Annotated in this window: 15 protein-coding genes and 1 pseudogene; 9 read left to right on the top strand and 7 right to left on the bottom strand. The window is 72.9% G+C overall.

Annotation, left to right across the window (positions count from 1 at the left end; genetic code table 11):
• Positions 1–5: 5 nt before the first annotated feature.
• The 3 genes from KUM39_RS18740 (at position 6) to KUM39_RS18750 (ending at position 3229) form a co-directional block, all read left to right on the top strand.
• Positions 6–737, top strand: a complete 732-nt coding sequence (locus KUM39_RS18740) for a DNA alkylation repair protein (protein WP_217786847.1) — start codon at positions 6–8, stop codon at positions 735–737.
• A 265-nt stretch (positions 738–1002) separates the two neighbouring features.
• Positions 1003–2223, top strand: coding sequence for an elongation factor Tu (tuf, locus tag KUM39_RS18745; protein WP_217786848.1), 1221 nt, complete (start codon positions 1003–1005; stop codon positions 2221–2223).
• Between the two features lie 160 nt (positions 2224–2383).
• On the top strand, positions 2384–3229 hold the full coding sequence (locus KUM39_RS18750; protein ID WP_217786849.1) for a spermidine synthase: 846 nt from the start codon (positions 2384–2386) through the stop codon (positions 3227–3229).
• Here the strand turns inward: KUM39_RS18750 and KUM39_RS18755 are convergent.
• Positions 3191–4510, bottom strand: a complete 1320-nt coding sequence (locus KUM39_RS18755) for an MFS transporter (protein WP_217786865.1) — start codon at positions 4508–4510, stop codon at positions 3191–3193. The two genes, KUM39_RS18750 and KUM39_RS18755, sit on opposite strands and share 39 nt — an antisense overlap.
• A gap of 219 nt (positions 4511–4729) precedes the next feature.
• Positions 4730–5761, bottom strand: coding sequence for a DUF8017 domain-containing protein (locus KUM39_RS18760; protein WP_217786850.1), 1032 nt, complete (start codon positions 5759–5761; stop codon positions 4730–4732).
• 150 nt (positions 5762–5911) lie between these two features.
• Between KUM39_RS18760 and KUM39_RS18765 the strand changes: the two genes are divergently transcribed.
• Complete coding sequence (locus KUM39_RS18765; RefSeq protein ID WP_217786866.1) at positions 5912–6370, top strand: DUF4442 domain-containing protein; 459 nt, start codon at positions 5912–5914, stop codon at positions 6368–6370.
• Between the two features lie 138 nt (positions 6371–6508).
• Here KUM39_RS18765 and KUM39_RS18770 read toward each other — a convergent pair.
• Together KUM39_RS18770 and KUM39_RS18775 are read right to left on the bottom strand one after the other, a co-directional pair.
• Positions 6509–6747: pseudogene (locus KUM39_RS18770) on the bottom strand (GNAT family N-acetyltransferase); the annotation flags it as partial.
• A gap of 43 nt (positions 6748–6790) precedes the next feature.
• On the bottom strand, positions 6791–7768 hold the full coding sequence (locus tag KUM39_RS18775) for a lysylphosphatidylglycerol synthase transmembrane domain-containing protein (protein WP_308288174.1): 978 nt from the start codon (positions 7766–7768) through the stop codon (positions 6791–6793).
• 643 nt (positions 7769–8411) lie between these two features.
• Between KUM39_RS18775 and KUM39_RS18780 the strand changes: the two genes are divergently transcribed.
• Positions 8412–9062, top strand: coding sequence for a DedA family protein (locus KUM39_RS18780; RefSeq protein ID WP_217786852.1), 651 nt, complete (start codon positions 8412–8414; stop codon positions 9060–9062).
• 79 nt (positions 9063–9141) lie between these two features.
• On the opposite strand, the gene KUM39_RS18785 is transcribed toward KUM39_RS18780, so the two are convergent.
• Positions 9142–9675, bottom strand: a complete 534-nt coding sequence (locus KUM39_RS18785) for a gamma carbonic anhydrase family protein (RefSeq protein WP_217786853.1) — start codon at positions 9673–9675, stop codon at positions 9142–9144.
• 115 nt (positions 9676–9790) lie between these two features.
• On the opposite strand from KUM39_RS18785, the gene KUM39_RS18790 reads away from it, so the two are divergent.
• Both KUM39_RS18790 and KUM39_RS18795 read left to right on the top strand, forming a co-directional pair.
• Positions 9791–10555, top strand: a complete 765-nt coding sequence (locus KUM39_RS18790; RefSeq protein WP_217786854.1) for an acyltransferase — start codon at positions 9791–9793, stop codon at positions 10553–10555.
• Positions 10556–10624: 69 nt separating this feature from the next.
• Positions 10625–11182: a YbaK/EbsC family protein gene (locus tag KUM39_RS18795; protein ID WP_217786855.1), complete on the top strand. Its 558-nt coding sequence runs from the start codon at positions 10625–10627 to the stop codon at positions 11180–11182.
• A 150-nt stretch (positions 11183–11332) separates the two neighbouring features.
• Here KUM39_RS18795 and KUM39_RS18800 read toward each other — a convergent pair whose 3' ends face one another.
• Together KUM39_RS18800 and KUM39_RS18805 are read right to left on the bottom strand one after the other, a co-directional pair.
• Complete coding sequence (locus KUM39_RS18800) at positions 11333–12979, bottom strand: APC family permease (RefSeq protein WP_217786856.1); 1647 nt, start codon at positions 12977–12979, stop codon at positions 11333–11335.
• A gap of 214 nt (positions 12980–13193) precedes the next feature.
• Positions 13194–13601 carry a CoA-binding protein gene (locus KUM39_RS18805; protein ID WP_217786857.1) on the bottom strand — a complete coding sequence of 136 codons (408 nt, stop codon included), beginning with the start codon at positions 13599–13601 and terminating at the stop codon, positions 13194–13196.
• A 424-nt stretch (positions 13602–14025) separates the two neighbouring features.
• Between KUM39_RS18805 and KUM39_RS18810 the strand changes: the two genes are divergently transcribed.
• Both KUM39_RS18810 and KUM39_RS18815 read left to right on the top strand, forming a co-directional pair.
• A complete protein-coding gene (locus KUM39_RS18810; RefSeq protein WP_217786867.1) occupies positions 14026–15162 on the top strand; it encodes a hypothetical protein in 1137 nt (378 codons plus the stop codon).
• Positions 15159–15740 carry a SixA phosphatase family protein gene (locus tag KUM39_RS18815; protein WP_217786858.1) on the top strand — a complete coding sequence of 194 codons (582 nt, stop codon included), beginning with the start codon at positions 15159–15161 and terminating at the stop codon, positions 15738–15740. The genes KUM39_RS18810 and KUM39_RS18815 overlap by 4 nt, the downstream gene beginning before the upstream one ends.
• The last annotated feature ends 197 nt before the right edge of the window (positions 15741–15937 follow it).

Below are 15937 nucleotides of genomic sequence, written 5' to 3' on the forward strand. Positions count from 1 at the left end.
GTTCCATGACCGTCACAGGTGCGGCCGTCCCGGCCGTTCCGCCCAGCGCCCTCGCCGACCGCGTCCTTGACCGGCTCACCGTGGTCTACGGCGCCGCGGCCGACCCCGCGCGGGCCGTCGGGATGCGGGCGTACATGAAGGACGCGGCCCCCTTCCTCGGCATCCCCGCCCCGGCCCGCCGTGCCCTCTCGCGCACCGTCCTGGAGGGCGTGCCCCGGCCCGACGAGGCCGACTGCACCGCCCTCGCCCTGCGCTGCTGGGCGCTGCCCGAACGCGAGTACCACTACTTCGCCGTGGACTACCTGCGACGCCACGTCGCCCGCCGCACCTCGGCGTTCCTGCCCGTCGTCCGGCACCTCGTCGAGACCGTGTCCTGGTGGGACACCGTCGATCCACTCGCCGCGCACGTCGTCGGCCCCCTGGTCGCCGCCGACCCCCGGCTCACCGCCGACATGGACGCCTGGATCGCCGACCCCAACCTCTGGACCGCCCGCACCGCCCTCCTCCACCAACTCCGCTACCGCCGGCACACCGACACCGCCCGCCTCTTCGCCTACTGCCTCCGCCAGTCCGGCCACCCCGACTTCTTCATCCGCAAGGCCATCGGCTGGGCGCTGCGCGAGTACGCGAAGACCGACGCGGACGCGGTACGGGGCTTTCTGGCACGCGAGCGGGGGAGGTTCGCCCCACTGTCGGTGCGGGAGGCGTTGAAGAACGTGGGGGAGCGGGGGGAGTAGGGGGGTGTCCGGCGCGGAAAATCGTTCGACGCCGGGCCCGCCGTCGTACAGGATCGTCCGCATGTTCCGGTTCGCCTTCCTCCTGGTCGTATCCGCAGTCGCGGATACGCCGAAGGCTGCCGTCATGATCCTCGCGGCCGCGTCCGACGGCGCCCGAAGCTGACCCTCCCCGGAACGTCCGGCGGACCCCGCAGGGGGAGGGTCGGCCGGATTCCGGGGTCCCCGCTTCCACCGCCTCCCACGAGGCACACGCGAGGAATCATCCATGTCCAAGATGGCGTACGTGCGGACCAAGCCGCATCTGAACATCGGCACGATGGGCCACGTCGATCACGGCAAGACCACCCTGACCGCAGCCATCACCAAGGTCCTGGCCGAGCGCGGCACTGGCGCCTTCGTCCCGTTCGACCGCATCGACCGGGCCCCGGAGGAGGCCGCGCGCGGTATCACCGTCAACATCGCCCACGTCGAGTACGAGACCGCCACCCGGCACTACGCCCACGTGGACATGCCGGGCCACGCCGACTACGTCAAGAACATGGTCACCGGCGCCGCGCAGCTCGACGGCGCGATCCTCGTCGTCTCCGCGCTCGACGGGATCATGCCGCAGACCGCCGAACACGTGCTGCTCGCCCGGCAGGTGGGCGTGGACCACATCGTGGTCGCGCTCAACAAGGCCGACGTGGGCGACGAGGAGCTGACCGACCTGGTGGAGCTGGAGGTGCGCGAACTGCTCACCGCGCAGGGCTATCCGGGGGACACCGTGCCGGTCGTACGGGTCTCCGGACTGAACGCGCTGGCGGGCGAACCCCGTTGGACGGCGTCCGTCGAGGCGTTGCTCGACGCGGTGGACACCTACGTGCCCGTGCCCGAGCGGTACCTGAACGCGCCGTTCCTGCTCCCGGTGGAGAACGTGCTCACCATCACCGGCCGGGGCACCGTCGTCACGGGTGCCGTGGAGCGCGGGACGCTGCGGCTCGGGGACCGGGTCGAGGTGCTGGGCGCCGGCCTGGAGAGCGTGGTCACCGGCCCGGAGACCTTCGGCAAGCCGATGGCGGAGGCGCAGGCCGGGGACAACGTCGCGGTGCTGCTGCGCGGGGTGGCCCGCGGTGCCGTACGGCGCGGGCACGTCGTCGCCGCGCCGGGCAGCGTCACGCCCGGCAGCCGGTTCACGGCGCGCGTGTACGTGCTCTCGGCCAGCGAGGGCGGTCGGACCACGCCGCTGTCCACCGGGTACCGGCCGCAGTTCTACATCCGCACCGCCGATGTCGTCGGCAACGTCGATGTGGGCGCGGCGGGGGTCGTCCGGCCCGGTGAGACCGTGGAGATCACGGTCGAACTGGGCCGGGAGGTCCCGCTGGAGGCCGGCCTCGGCTTCGCCGTCCGCGAGGGCGGCCGGACCGTGGGCGCGGGTACCGTGCTGACGGTGCTCCCCGGTGACGGGGACGGCGACGCCGGTACGGTCGGGGCGGCGCGGGTGCGCTGAACCGTCGGTGCGGGGCGGAGTCAGAGGGCCGCCGCCCCGCACCCGTGCGCGCCGCCCCGGCTCGCCGGGATGAGGGCGGCGGCCGACCGGCCGCCGTGCCGCTCGAGTGCCGGCCCGGCGCCCGTACGCGCCCGACCCGGGCACCCGCCACAATGGACCCGTGAGCGAAGCGATACCCGTCACCCAGGCCGTCGATCACGGCACCGCCAAGCTGATGCCGGACATCGACCGGGAGCGGGCGTGGCTGCTGACGGTGGACGGGGCGCCGCAGTCGTACGTGGATCTGGACGAGCCGACGTATCTGGAGTTCGAGTACACGCGCAGGCTGGGGCATGTGCTGGACGCGGTCGGCGCGGACGGGGAGGCGCTGGACGTGGTGCATCTCGGCGGGGGCGCGCTGACGTTGCCGCGTTATCTCGCCGCGACGCGGCCCGGTTCACGGCAGGACGTGGTGGAGGCGGACGGGGCGCTGCTGGAGCTGGTGTCCGCGTGGCTGCCGTTGCCCGAGGGCTCCGGGGTCACGCCGCACGCCGCCGACGCGCGGAGCTGGATCGAGGCGGCGCCCGCCGACTCGGCGGACGTGCTGGTGGCGGACGTGTTCGGCGGGTCGAGGGTGCCCGCACACCTCACCTCGCTGGACTACGCCCGTGCCGCCGAGCGCGTGCTGCGCGCGGACGGGGTCTACCTGGCCAACCTCGCGGACGCGGCGCCCTTCGGGTTCCTGCGCTCCCAACTGGCCACCTTCGCGGCCGTGTTCGAGGAGCTGGCGCTGATCGCTGAACCGGGGGTGCTGCGCGGCAGGCGGTTCGGCAACGCCGTACTGGTCGCCTCGCACCGCCCGCTGGAACTGGCCGCCGTGACGCGCCGGGTCGCCGCCGACGCGTTCCCGGCGCGGGTCGAACACGGCCCGGGGCTACGGCGGTTCATCGGCGCCGCCCGCCCGGTGGCCGACGCCGACGCGGTGCCCTCACCCGAGCCCCCCGACGGTGCTTTCGGCATCGGCTGACGCGTGCACCCGGGCCATCGTGTGTGAGCCGTGCCGGGTGAGCCGCCGTACGTCGGGCACCAGCAGCACCAGCGCCGTGACCACGACGACCACGCCCGCACACCCCCACAGCGCCGGGCCGCGCCCGAACGCGCCCTCCGCCGGACCGGCCAGCGCGGTGGCCAGCGGGACCAGGGAGACCGAGCCGAACCAGTCGTACGCCGACACGCGGGAGAGCCGGTCCTCGGGGATCTCCTGGTGCAGCGCGGTCATCCAGGACACGCCGAACACCTCCACCGTCGTACCGGCGAGGAACATCACCGCGTAGAGCACCACGGTCGGCACCGGGACGGCCAGTGCGGCGGAGGGCAGGGCCAGCGGGAAGACGCAGAGGGTGCCCACGAAGAGCAGGCGGCGGGGTCTCCAGCGGGTCATCAGCAGGGCGCCGCCCACGGTGCCCGCGCCGAACGCGGCCAGCGCCAGGCCCCACGGGGCGGCGCCGCCCAGGCTGTCGCGGGCGACCAGCGGGCCGTAGACCGCGTCGGCGGCGGCGACCACCGCGTTGGCGACCGAGAACTGCACGACGATGCCCCACAGCCAGGGACGGCCGCTGAACTCGTGCCAGCCCTCGCGCAGGTCGGACAGGAGCCCCCCGCCCGGCGCACGGGGAGGGATGTGGGCCACGTCCAGGAACCACCGCAGGGCACCCGCGACCGCGAAGGCCGCCGCGTCCGCCGCGAGCACCCAGCCGGGGCCGACGGCCGCCACCAGGGCGCCGCCCAGCGCGGCACCGCCGAGAGCCGCGCCCTGCGTCGCCATCCGGAACACCGCGAACGCCCGGCCCGCCTGCTCGCCCTCCACCGACGACATCAGCATGCCCTCGGCGGCCGGACCGAAGAACGCCTGGCCGGTGCCGCCCAGCGCGCTCAGCAGCATCATCTGCCACAGCCGGGCCTCGCCGGACAGCACCAGCAGCGCGAACAGGCCCTGCGAGACACAGTTCAGGGCGTTGGCCGCGACCATCACCCGGTGCCGGGGCAACCGGTCCGCGACCGCGCCGCCGATCAGCAGGAACACCACCAGCGGCACCGTACGGGCCGCCGCCACCAGGCCCACGTCGCCGCCGTCGCCGCCCGCCGCCAGTACCGCGAAGGCCGCCGCGACTAGCGAACCGCTGGCACCGAGCCCGGCCACCACCGCCGAACCGGTCAGCAGGGAGTAGTTGCGGCCCGCCCACGCGGGACGGCGGCGGGGCGGGCGGAGGCCGGGGGTGCCGGGGCCGGGTGCGGCGAGGCCGGTGATCCCGGTGGAGGAAGGTGTCACCGGCCGACTATGAACCTTCGCGGTTCACACCGCCAAACCGGTTGTCCCGAAGCCGGTCCCGAGTCCGGGATCCGCACCCGCCCGTGATCACCCGCCCGTCATCACCCGACCGTGATCACCCGCGCGGGCCGGTCCACTCGCCCCGGCCCGTTCGCCCGCGCCCGCTCGCCCGTGCCCTCCCGCGTGTGCCGACCCGGCTCAGTTCGACGTCGGGTCCCCGTGCAGCCGTACCGTGCCGAGGATCTTCATGATCGTCTTGGTGTCCACCGCGCCGTCCACGCCGGTCGCGCCGTACAGGTCGAACGACACGAAGTCGCCCACGGAGTTCTTGAACGCGAACGAGATGGCCCGGCCGTTGCTCGCGCACTTCCCCTTCTGCGGGGTGGACAGCGACGTGGCCCACGAGTAGGCGCCCTCGACGCCCGAGGCGGTGGTGAAGGGGGTGGCCTTGCGGTCGAACTGGATGTGCTTCTTGTCGGGCTGGGTGTAGCCGCCATAGACGTAGAGCGGCGCGCGGTTCACGGCCGCCGTGCCCGCGTCCTTCGCGCCGTTCTCACCGCGCGTACCGGCGACGGCGAGCGAGGTGTCCTCGGTCCGGCCGTCCTTGTCGGCGTCCTCCGTGCACCACTTCTCCTTGAGGGTCGCGGGGCCGGAGACCGAGGTGAGGAGCTTGTCGTCGTCGGAGTGGTCCTCCATGAAGATGGACATGTCCGGGGAGTCCACCTTCCACTCCGGCGGGATGTCGAAAGCGGTGCCGAACTTGGGGTTGGCGACCACCTTCCAGCCCGGCACGGTCGGCTTCTCCGTCGTGCCGCCGCGCGGGTTGTCGCCGTCCGCGTCGTCCGACGCCGTCGCGCCCGGTGAGGCCGGTGCCGACGGGGACCCGCTCGCGTGGCGGGCCTTGCCGTCGCCCGCACGGTCGTCCGTCTTGCCGCCGAGGACCAGATACCCGGTCACCCCGGCCGCGACGACAACGGCCAGCGCCGCGACGACGGCGACCACCTTCGTGCGGCTGCCCCCGCCGTTGCCCGGCGGCTGCGGAGGACCGGGCGGGCCCTGCTGCCCCCACTGCGGCTGCGGCGCCCCGTACGGGTTCGGCTGCCCGCCCTGCTGCGGGTACTGCTGATAGCCCGGCTGCTGGTACGGGTTCGGCTGTTGGTAACCCGGCTGCTGGTACGGGTTGTTCTGCGGGTTGGACGCGCCCCCTGGCGGCTGCTCTTCTGGCCACATGGCCCGTAACCCTAGTCGGCCCCCGGACACGGTTGGGTCACCGGCTCTTGTCAGGTACGTACCGAAGGGCGGGGTGGGGCGAGCAGGGGGCGGTCGCTCTGGCGAGGCTTCTTACCGATGAGTAACATGCTGGACATGAGCGCAGAACAGATGTCGATCGGCGAGATGCTCGCCGCGACCGTACCGATGGCCCGGACCCTGGACGTCCAGTTCCTGGAGACCACCCCCGAGCGGGTCGTGGCCTCCCTGCCGGACCAGAGCCTGTTCCACAACCACGTCGGCGGCCCTCACGCCGGTGCGATGTTCACCCTCGGGGAGACCGCCAGCGGCGCCGTCGTCCTCGCCGCCTTCGGCCCCCAGCTCTCCCGAGCCGTCCCGCTCGCCGTCCGCGCCGAGATCGCCTACAAGAAACTCGCTATGGGCACCGTCACCGCCACCGCCACCCTCGGCCGCCCCGCCGCCGAGGTCGTCGCCGAACTCGACGCCGGGGAACGGCCCGAGTTCCCGGTCACCGTCGAGATCCGGCGCGCCGACGGGGCGGTGACCGGTGAGATGACCGTGGTGTGGACGCTGCGGCCCAACGATGCGGGGGCGCCTGCGGCGGGCTGAGGAGGCTGGGGGCTGGGGGCGGTTCGGGGGTGCTTGGTTGGGCTGAGGACGGTGGTCTGTGAGGGGGCGGGTGCGCGCAGGCGGTGCGTGGGGTTGTGCATGTCGTGCTGATCCGTTCCCTCCCTGCCTCCCTCGGATGAGCGGGCGGACCCGGCGGGTCCACTCCTCCGGCGGGCGGTAGTCCGCCGCGCGCGGGGCGCGAGCGCGTTCCCGTCCAGGACCATCGCGTCCGCCCTGCGTCCCCCGCGTCGTACGAAGCGTTCGTGCGCGGCGTCGAGCGGGGCGGCGGCGATGCCCTGCCGACGCCGGTCGGGGTCCACGGCCAGCCGGTACGGATGGCAGTGCCAGCCGTCGTAACCGGCGATGACCGTTCCGAGTTGCCGAGACCCGGTTTCGCTCGGGTCTCCGCACCAGCCACCCTCACAGCACCTTCGCCCGAATCAGTGCCGACAACACCAGTGCTCCCGGCAGCAGGGGCAGCCAGTCCGTGAGGAGGCGGTAGCCGATGACCGTGGCCGCTGCCGGGGTGGGGTCGGCGCCGAGGGTGATCAGGGTCCAGATCAGGGCCGCGTCCACGGCGATGCCGCCGGGGGCGGGGACCGCGCCGCCCGCTGTACCGGCCGCGAGGTAGGCGAGGACCACGTGCTGCCAGGGCAGGCCGAGGCCGAGGGAGGAACCCACGCACACCAGGGCTCCCGCCTGCACCAGCGGCATGGCCGCCGCGCCGCCCCACAGGGCCAGGACCCGCGCCGGGCGCCGGTGTACCTCGCGTGCGTCGGACAGAGCGGAGCGGGCCAGCCGGTTCGCCGGGCGGCGCAGCGGTCGTACGAACGCCAGTAGGGTCGCGGCGAGGGCGAGGACACATCCGGCCGCCGCGAGCGCCGGTACGACGAAACGCTCGTCCGGTACGAGGTCACCGAGCAGCCGCCAGGCGGGCGAGGCGGCCAGGAAGGCCAGGAGAACCAGGGTCTTGGCCACCGACTTGGCCAGGGAGTACAGGCCGACGGACGCGGTCGCACGGTCGAGCGGGACACCCCGCGCGCGCAGGAAGCGCAGCGTCACGGCGTGGGCGCCGAGCCCGGCGGGGAGTGCGTGATTGGCGGCACCGGCGGCGAACTGCGAGGCCAGCAGCAGCCCCGGAGGCACCCGGTCGGGCAGCGCACCTTGCCGTACCAAGGACGCCGCCACCCAGGTCAGGCAGGTGAACACGAGCGCCGCCGCCAGCCAGCGTGGATCGGCGGAGGCCAGCCGCAGCACGCCCTCCCGCGCCACGGCCCGGTGATTCGTCACCCACCAGAGGGCCAGCACCAGCGGTACGACGCACAGGGCGAGCCGGAGCAGTCGGCCCGCCGAGACGTGCCCCCGTCTCCGTAAGGCACCGGCGCGGACGTCAACCACCTTGACCGGCAGGTCCGTTGAGGGCGGCACCGCAAGGGCGACCGGCACCGGAAGCGGTGTCGGTGATGCGGGGGAGGGCGGGGGCGGCGGAACGTGCGGGGAGAGTGAGGACACGGGCACGTCGTCCTTCCGCTTCGGGAACCCCTGCGGCGAAACCGGGTGTTCGGCGGAGATGGGGGGCGAATCGGGGGCGCTCGCGGATCAATCATGAGTGATCGGGAACGATCTGGGGAGAGACGGGACCTAGTCTGACTTTTCTCCACACTTCGGAAGTACCGCTCCGGAAGGCGCGGGGCGGGCCCCGGTGCTCCCGGACACCTCGGTGCCCCGGACACTCCGGTGATCCCGGACACGCCCGCCGCCCGAGGCGACCCCTAGGGGTGCCCCTGGAAAACCCCTGAGAAGCGTTCCCGTTTCGTGTGGCCCTGATGTGTCGGAGAGCCGAAGCGACGGGGGCGGGACGGTGCCGAGGGGTGGTCCGGGGTGTCGCGGGGCGTCCGGCCGGGTCGTCACGCGGGGGTAGCCGTGCCGCGCCGACCGGGTAGCCTTCCCGGAAAGGAAGGGGCGGGCCGCGCGAGGCCGCCCCCGCCGGGCCGTTCGGCGGTTCGGCAGTCGGGCCCGTTCGACAGGGGAGGAAGCGGCGTTGCACGTCCAGGAATGGCTCGACACGGTGCCACCGGTCGCCGTCTACGCCGTGGTGGCCCTGGTGATCGGTCTGGAGAGCCTCGGCATCCCGCTGCCGGGTGAGATCGTCCTGGTGTCGGCGGCGCTCATGTCCTCCCAGCACACGGGCGTGAACCCGCTGGTGCTCGGCATCTGCGCGACCGCCGGTGCCGTGATCGGGGACTCCATCGGCTACGCGATCGGACGCAGGGGCGGACGACCACTGCTCGCCCGGCTGGGCGCGAAGTTCCCGAAACACTTCGGGCCGGGCCATGTCGCCACCGCCGAGCGGTCCTTCGAGAAGTGGGGCATGTGGGCCGTGTTCTTCGGCCGCTTCATCGCCCTGCTGCGCATCTTCGCGGGCCCCCTCGCGGGCGTCCTGCACATGCCGTACTGGAAGTTCCTGATCGCCAACGTGCTCGGCGGCATCTGCTGGGCGGGAGGCACCACGGCCGTCGTCTACTACGTCGGCATGGTCGCGGAGGACTGGCTGAAGCGGTTCTCCTACTTCGGTCTCGCGGCCGCCGTCCTGGTCGGCGTGGTCTCGATGCTGCTCGTGAAGCGACGGGCGAAGAAGGCGGAGGCGGAGCGCACGGAGCCCGAGGCCGAGCCGGTCGGCGCCGCCGACTGACACCGCCAGGACCCCGGTCCCGGCCCCGCTCCGACCGGCCCTGAGCTGCCCCGGCCCCCCTACTTCTGCCCGGGCCCCCCTACTTCTCGTGCACCTCACGATGCTGACGCGCCAGATCCGCGTACAGCGTGCCGTTGAGCGTGACGCCCTGCCGCTCCTCCTCGGACAGCTCGCGCCGCACCTTGGCGGGCACACCCGCGACCAGCGAGCCGGGCGGAACGACCATCCCCTGGGGGACCAGTGCCTGCGCGGCGACCAGCGAACCGGCGCCGATCACCGCGCCGTTCAGGACGGTCGCGCCCATGCCGATCAGGCAGTCGTCCTCGACGGTCGCCCCGTGCACCACCGCGTTGTGGCCGATGGACACCCGCTCCCCGATGGACACCGGGAAACCGGGATCGGCGTGGATCGTCACGTTGTCCTGGACATTGGCGTCGGCGGCGACCGAGATCCGCTCCACGTCCCCGCGCACCACGGCGCCGTACCAGACGCTGGCACCCGCGTGCAGCGTCACGTCCCCGATCACACTGGCCGTGGGCGCCACGAACGCGTCGGTGTCGATGCGGGGTTCCCGGCCCCCGATGCCCACCACCAGGGCGGCCCTGTCGGTCATCACGTCTCCTCACGTCTGCGGATGCGGTCGGTACCCGCACGCTACGCCCGCACTGGGGTGAAGATCACAGCGGGCCGCCCGCTCGCCCGGTGCGACCGGTGAGTAACGTGAGCGCGTGCCGAAGCGCAGGAACACGTTCTCATCCCGCTGCCGGGGTCTCGCCCAGCGTGCCGTCCACGCGGGCTGGGCCTGGGCGCAGCGCACCGGTTCGGTGACCGCCGAGCATCCGGCCGGGTTCCGTTTCGGCGCGATCGGCCCGGCGACCCGGCTGGCGTTCCCGCTGGGCACGGTCTTCGGCGAACCCTGGATCCACATCGGCTCGCACTGCATCATCGCGGAACAGGTCACCCTCACGGCCGGACTGATGCCGGACCTGGACCTCGGCCCCGAGCCGATCCTGCGCCTCGGTGACGGCGTGGTCCTCGGCCGGGGCAGCCATGTCATCGCGGACACCTCGGTCACCATCGGCAGCGACTGCTACTTCGGTCCGTACGTCTACGTCACGTCCACCAACCATTCGTACGACGATCCGCACGAGCCCATCGGCCGCCAGTGGCCGCGCATGGAACCGGTGCGGATCGGGCCGGGCTGCTGGATCGGCACCGGCGCGGTGATCCTGCCGGGCGCGCGGATCGGCCGGAACGTGGTCGTGGCGGCCGGTGCCGTGGTGCGCGGGACCGTGCCCGACCACGCCGTGGTGGCGGGCGCCCCCGCGAAGGTCGTACGGCGCTGGACGGCCGAGGACGGCTGGCAGCCCCCCTTGCGCACGCCCGCCCCGGTGCCTCCGCCGGACGGCATGACCCCGGAGCAGATGCGGGCGCTGTCCGAGCTGGACGACGAACAGATCGAGCGGCTGGCCCAGTTGGAGACCGAGGGCTGACCCCCGCCGGTCCGGTCCACGCGGTGGGACACGCCTCCCGTGTGCGGACCCCTTTGTTACGTTGCGGCCATGCGCGCACCCATCGGAGAGTTCGAGACCGCGATCCCCGCCCCCGACTGCCTGGACGAGCTGGCCGCGCCGGTCGCCGAGGCCGTACGCGACTGGAAGGGCACCGTCCCCGCCGGTCGGATCATCTACGTGGACACCGATCCGCGCTGGGCCGACACCGCCGTCTTCGTCGAGCACTACGGCCAGGACCTGCTGGACACCTCCGCCAACTGCGTGGTCGTCGCGGGCAAACGGGGCGGCGAGACCACGCTCGCGGCCTGCCTGGTGCTGTCCACCACGCGGGCCGACGTCAACGGCGTGGTCCGGCGCAGGCTCGGCGCGCGCAAGGCGTCGTTCGCGTCGATGGACACCGCGACCGGCGAGAGCGGCATGGAGTACGGCGGCATCACCCCGGTCGGGCTCCCGGCGCACTGGCCGATCCTGGTGGACGCGGCGGTCGCCGCCCTGCCGTACGTCCTGGTCGGCAGCGGGCGTCGGCGCGGCAAGCTGCTCGTGCCGGGCGCGGCGCTCGCGGAACTGCCGGGAGCCGAGGTGGTGGAGGGGCTCGGCGTCGCCTGAGCGGTCCGCACGGTGGCCGGGGCGGCGTGCGGACCGCGCGCGGGGCTGCGAGCAAGCCTTGTGCGGGCGGGCCCCCGCGAACGGGTGTGTCCCGTCGGCCGGGGGAGCGGCCGACGGGACACGGGAGGGGAGAGGGAAGCGGTCCGATGATCAGTGCGCCGGGGCGTCGGTGACCACGACCTCTTCGATCTCGCGCTCGATCGCCTCGGGCTTCGACGCGACGGCCTTCGCCCAGTAATAGATGACGACGGAGAAGGCCGCGACGACCACCATGTCCCACCACAGCGGCAGCAAGCCCGTGCCGCCGAAGGTGCCGAGGTAGGAGATCACCCCGATCCCGATCAGATAGACGGGCAGCCACTGCGCGGCACGGAAGTCCAGCCGGGGCGCGTCCGGGAGCTTCTTGACGATCGCGTACACGGCGTACGAGCCGAGCAGGACGTACCCGAGCAGGATGGCGAAGCCGAGGCGCCACAGGGTGTCCCAGCCCGACCAGTAGATGATCAGGTTGGCGACCACGAAGGACAGCGGCGAGACGATCTTGCCGCCGGGCAGCCGGTACGGACGCTCACGGTGCGGCAGCCGGTCCGCGAAGACGCCGTACGCCAGCGGGGCACCCGCGTACATCAGCACGCTCGCCGAGGTGATGAAGCCGACCAGTTCCTGCCAGCTCGGGAACGGCAGGAAGCAGAGCACGCCGGTGACGAACGAGATGATCAGACCGAACCACGGCACCCCGCGCTTGTCGGTGCGGGTGAACAGCTTCGGCGCGTAGCCGTTCTTCGCCAGGCCGTACGAGACGCGGGACGTGGCCGTGGTGTAGATCAGACCGGTGCCCGCGGGGGAGATGACCGCGTCGATGTACAGCACCACGCCAAGCCAGCCCAGGCCGACGATCGTGGCCAGCCCCGCCCAGGGACCGCTGATACCGGTGAAGTGCAGATGGGCCCAGCCGTGCGCGAAGCTCGCGTGCGGCAGCGCGGCGATGAACACGATCTGGAGCAGCATGTAGATGACCGCGCCGATCGCCACCGAGCCCAGGGTCGCGCGCGGCAGGTCCCGCTTCGGGTTCCTGCTCTCGCCCGCGAGCTGGATGGCCTGCTCGAAGCCGAGCAGCGCGAAGATGATGCCGCTGGAGCTGATGGCCCCGAGCACGCCCTTGGCGCCGTAGGGAGCGAAACCCTCGGAGGTGAAGTTGCCGGGGTGGAAGTTGCCGATGGCGATGATGAAGATCGCCGCCAGCGGGATGGCGATCTTCCACCAGGTGGCCGCGCTGTTGGTGTGCGCGAGCGCCCGGACGCCGAAGAAGTTCACGCCGACGAACACCGCCATGAGCAGCACCGAGACGGCGATGCCGCTCGCGCTCAGGGTGCCGTCCGCGTGCTGGAAGCCCTCGGCGAAGTGCCAGTGTTTGGCGTAGCCGATCATGGCCTCGACCTCGATCGGGGCCACGGTCGCCGCCTGGAGCCAGGAGAACCAGCCGAACGACATGCCCGCCCAGCCACCGAAGGCGTAGTGCGGGTAGCGGGCCGTGCCGCCCGCCACCGGGAACATGCCGCCCAGCTCGGCGTGGACCAGTGCCAGCAGCACGATCGCCACCGTGCCGATGCCCCACGAGATGATCGCCGCGGGTCCGGCCGTCACCACGGCCTTCTCGGCACCGAACAGCCAGCCGGAGCCGATGATGGAGCCCACCGACGCCCACGTCAGCCCGATCAGCCCGACATCGCGGCGCAGACCGCCGCTCTCGGGCCGACCGGTCAGGGCCGTCGGCGCGGCATGGTCGAGTTTCGCCATGTCAAGTGGCCTCTCAGATCGTAAACGCAGCCTCAACGAACAAGGAGGCCACAGAGTAGGAACCTGTTCCAGGCCGAAAAAAGAGTGTTGGCGAACTCTTGACTCCGGATATTGACTGTTTTGGGGCTGGCTTTTCCGCAGGTCGGCACCCTGATCGAATGTCAGTATTCTGCGGAGGAATGTGAGAATAAGGTGAGACGGGCCGACTGCTCGGTCAGCCCAGCCGGGGAATTTCGATCGCTGGACAGCGGTCCATCACCATCTCCAGGCCCGCCGCGCGTGTCCGCTCGCAGGCCGCCTCGTCCACCACGCCGAGCTGGAACCAGACCGCCTTCGCGCCCTTCGCCACGGCCTCGTCCGCGACCGCCCCGGCCAGCTCGCCGTTCACGAAGACATCCACCACGTCCACCGCGAACGGTACCTCCGCAAGCGAGGCGTACCCGCGCTCGCCGTGCACCGTCTCGGCCTTGGGATGCACCGGCACGATCCGCTTTCCGTACCGCTGCAACACTCGCGCCACGCCGTACGCGGCTCGCGCCTCGTTCGCGGACAGGCCGACCACCGCCCAGGTGTCACCCATTTCGGTAAGAATTCTCCGGATCGTGCTGTCGTCGGCGTACAAGGCTTTCTCCTCCTGGGAGTGCGGGTCGGTGTCGTGCGGGAGAACAGTGATCGCCGGGTGAAGATTCCTTGTCGGGGCGTGGTTTCTTCGTGCCGGGCGGCTTCGGGATCTTCGCGTTCCGTTGATCGGCTGCGGGGATTCTCTTCTTTGGTCGTGGGTGGTGATTTCTTTGCCCGCCCGTATGTCGATGGCCCGAGGTAATGGATCTTCGCCCGCAATCATCGGACACGTTCGTCCCGTCGCCCGCCGGGGGGGGGGCGGGGCCGAGTGCCCAGCGGGCAGGTCCGGGCGTTTGCTGGGGCCGGTGCGGCCGTCTGCCGGGGGCGGGTCCGAGGGTCTGCCGGGGGGCGGTGCGCCCGCCACGGTGGCCCGGATTCCGTCCGAGGTGCGCGCGGCCGGGCGCCCGCCCGCCTACGCTCGGTGCGTGCTGCGCATCCTCGACGCCCGAACCGGCCGGACCGTCCCCGCCGCGCCCACCCGGCACGGCCTCACCCGGATCGAGGCCCATGTCAACGGCCCCGGTCCCACCGCACTGCGCGTCCTGCTCACCGCCGACCTCCTGGCCCGTGCCCTCGACCTGGAGGGCACCCCCGTCCGCCCCGTGCTCGTCGCCGCCTCGGACACGGCCGAACTGCGTGCCGACGCCGACGCGCTGGGCATCCGCCCGTTCGAAGTGGGGGCGGGAGCCGCGCCGGGGCTGCGGGAGACGCAGGTCGTGCGGGTGGTCGGTGCGGGCGGGGCGATCGGGGCCGACCCTGACGGGGGGCCCGCCGAGGGCACCGGTGTTCCGGACGGGGAGGGTCCGCTGTTGGTCGTGGCGCCCGCTCAGCTTGTCGTACCGGGGGCCGACGGAGATCCGGCGGTGCTCCGCCTCGCCCTGCTCTCCGTCCCGCGCGCCGTGACGGCCGTCCTCGGCCCCGACCAACTGGACGCCGCCGCCACGACCCTCGCCCGCCTCCGCCACGCCGTGGCCCGATGGGCGCGGCAACCCTCCCGCCCGGTGCCCGAGGCGGCCAAGGAACGGCTGCGCACGGTGTGGGAGAACGACCTCGACCTGCCGGGGGTGCTGGCCGTACTGCGGGACATCGAGGCAGGTCTGGTTCCGCAGGGACCGGCCCCTAGGGCGCGGGTCCAGGACGTACAGGTCGGCCCGGAGTTGGGCGACCCGGAACGCGGGCGCCCGTCGCAGGAGGGGAGCCAGGAGGCGGGGGCGCGGGGCGGGAGCGACGGACAAGGGGCGCAGGAGGGACGTGAGGGACAGGGGGCGCAGGACCCGAGCGTACGACCGGAGCGACCGAGCGGGACCGTTCGACCGGAGTCGCATCATCGGATGGTGGGACCGGCGTCGCGGGAAGGCGCCGTGAGACCGGAACCGGGCGGTGGGGAGGCGGGCGGCGGAGAACCCGGCGACGTGGACACCCGCGACGGGGAGACGCGCGATGCTCGGCCGGGCCGGGGGACCGGGGACGGGTTGCCCGAGGGGGCCCGGTTCGAGACCTTCCTCTACGCCGACCGCCTGCTCGCCCTCGAACTCGCCCGCGACCTGGGGAGTCTCGCGTGATCGCCCGTGCGGGCGCCGGACCGCTGCGGCGCCTGGTGGTCCTCCGGCACGCCAAGTCCGCCTGGCCGGACGGCGTGGCGGACCATCAGCGCCCGCTCGCGCCGCGCGGGGTACGAGACGCGCGGGCCGCCGGACGCGCGCTGGCCGAGGCCGACTGCCTGCCCGACCTCGCCCTGTGCTCCACCGCCCTGCGGGCCCGCCGTACCTGGGAACTGGCCTCCGCGCAGTGGGGAACCCCGCCCTCCGCGCTCCTCGACCGGCGGCTGTACGAGGCCGGGGTACCGGACCTGTTGGACGTGCTGCGCGGGGTGTCCGCCCAGGTGGAGACGCTGCTGCTGATCGGGCACAACCCGGCGCTGGAGGAACTCGTCCTGGAACTGGCGGCCGACGGCCTGGACGACACCCTCGCGCGGGTACGGGTGAAGTTCCCGACCTCCGCCGTCGCCGTCCTTGCCTGGCACGGCACCGGCTGGCCCGCATTGGCACCCGGAACGGCGGTGCTGACGGCGTTCACCGTCCCGCGCGGGAAGAAGGGGGAGGGGGAGGCGCTGAAGCGGGCCGGGAGGAAGGGGCACTGAGCCGTGCGCTGAGCCCCTGCGGCCCTGAGCCCCTGCGGTCTTGCGGCCCCGCGGACCTGCCCACCCGCCGCCTTGCCGTCCTGCGGAACTGCCTACCCGCCGACCCCTACCCCCTCACCCCGCCCCCGAGTCAGGGTCGGCGCCCCCCATCCCGCCACTCACCCCACATGCACCCGAGGCCGCCGCTCCGGGTCCGG

It is taken from the genome of Streptomyces corallincola, assembly GCF_019104725.1.
Taxonomy (GTDB): domain Bacteria; phylum Actinomycetota; class Actinomycetes; order Streptomycetales; family Streptomycetaceae; genus Streptomyces; species Streptomyces corallincola.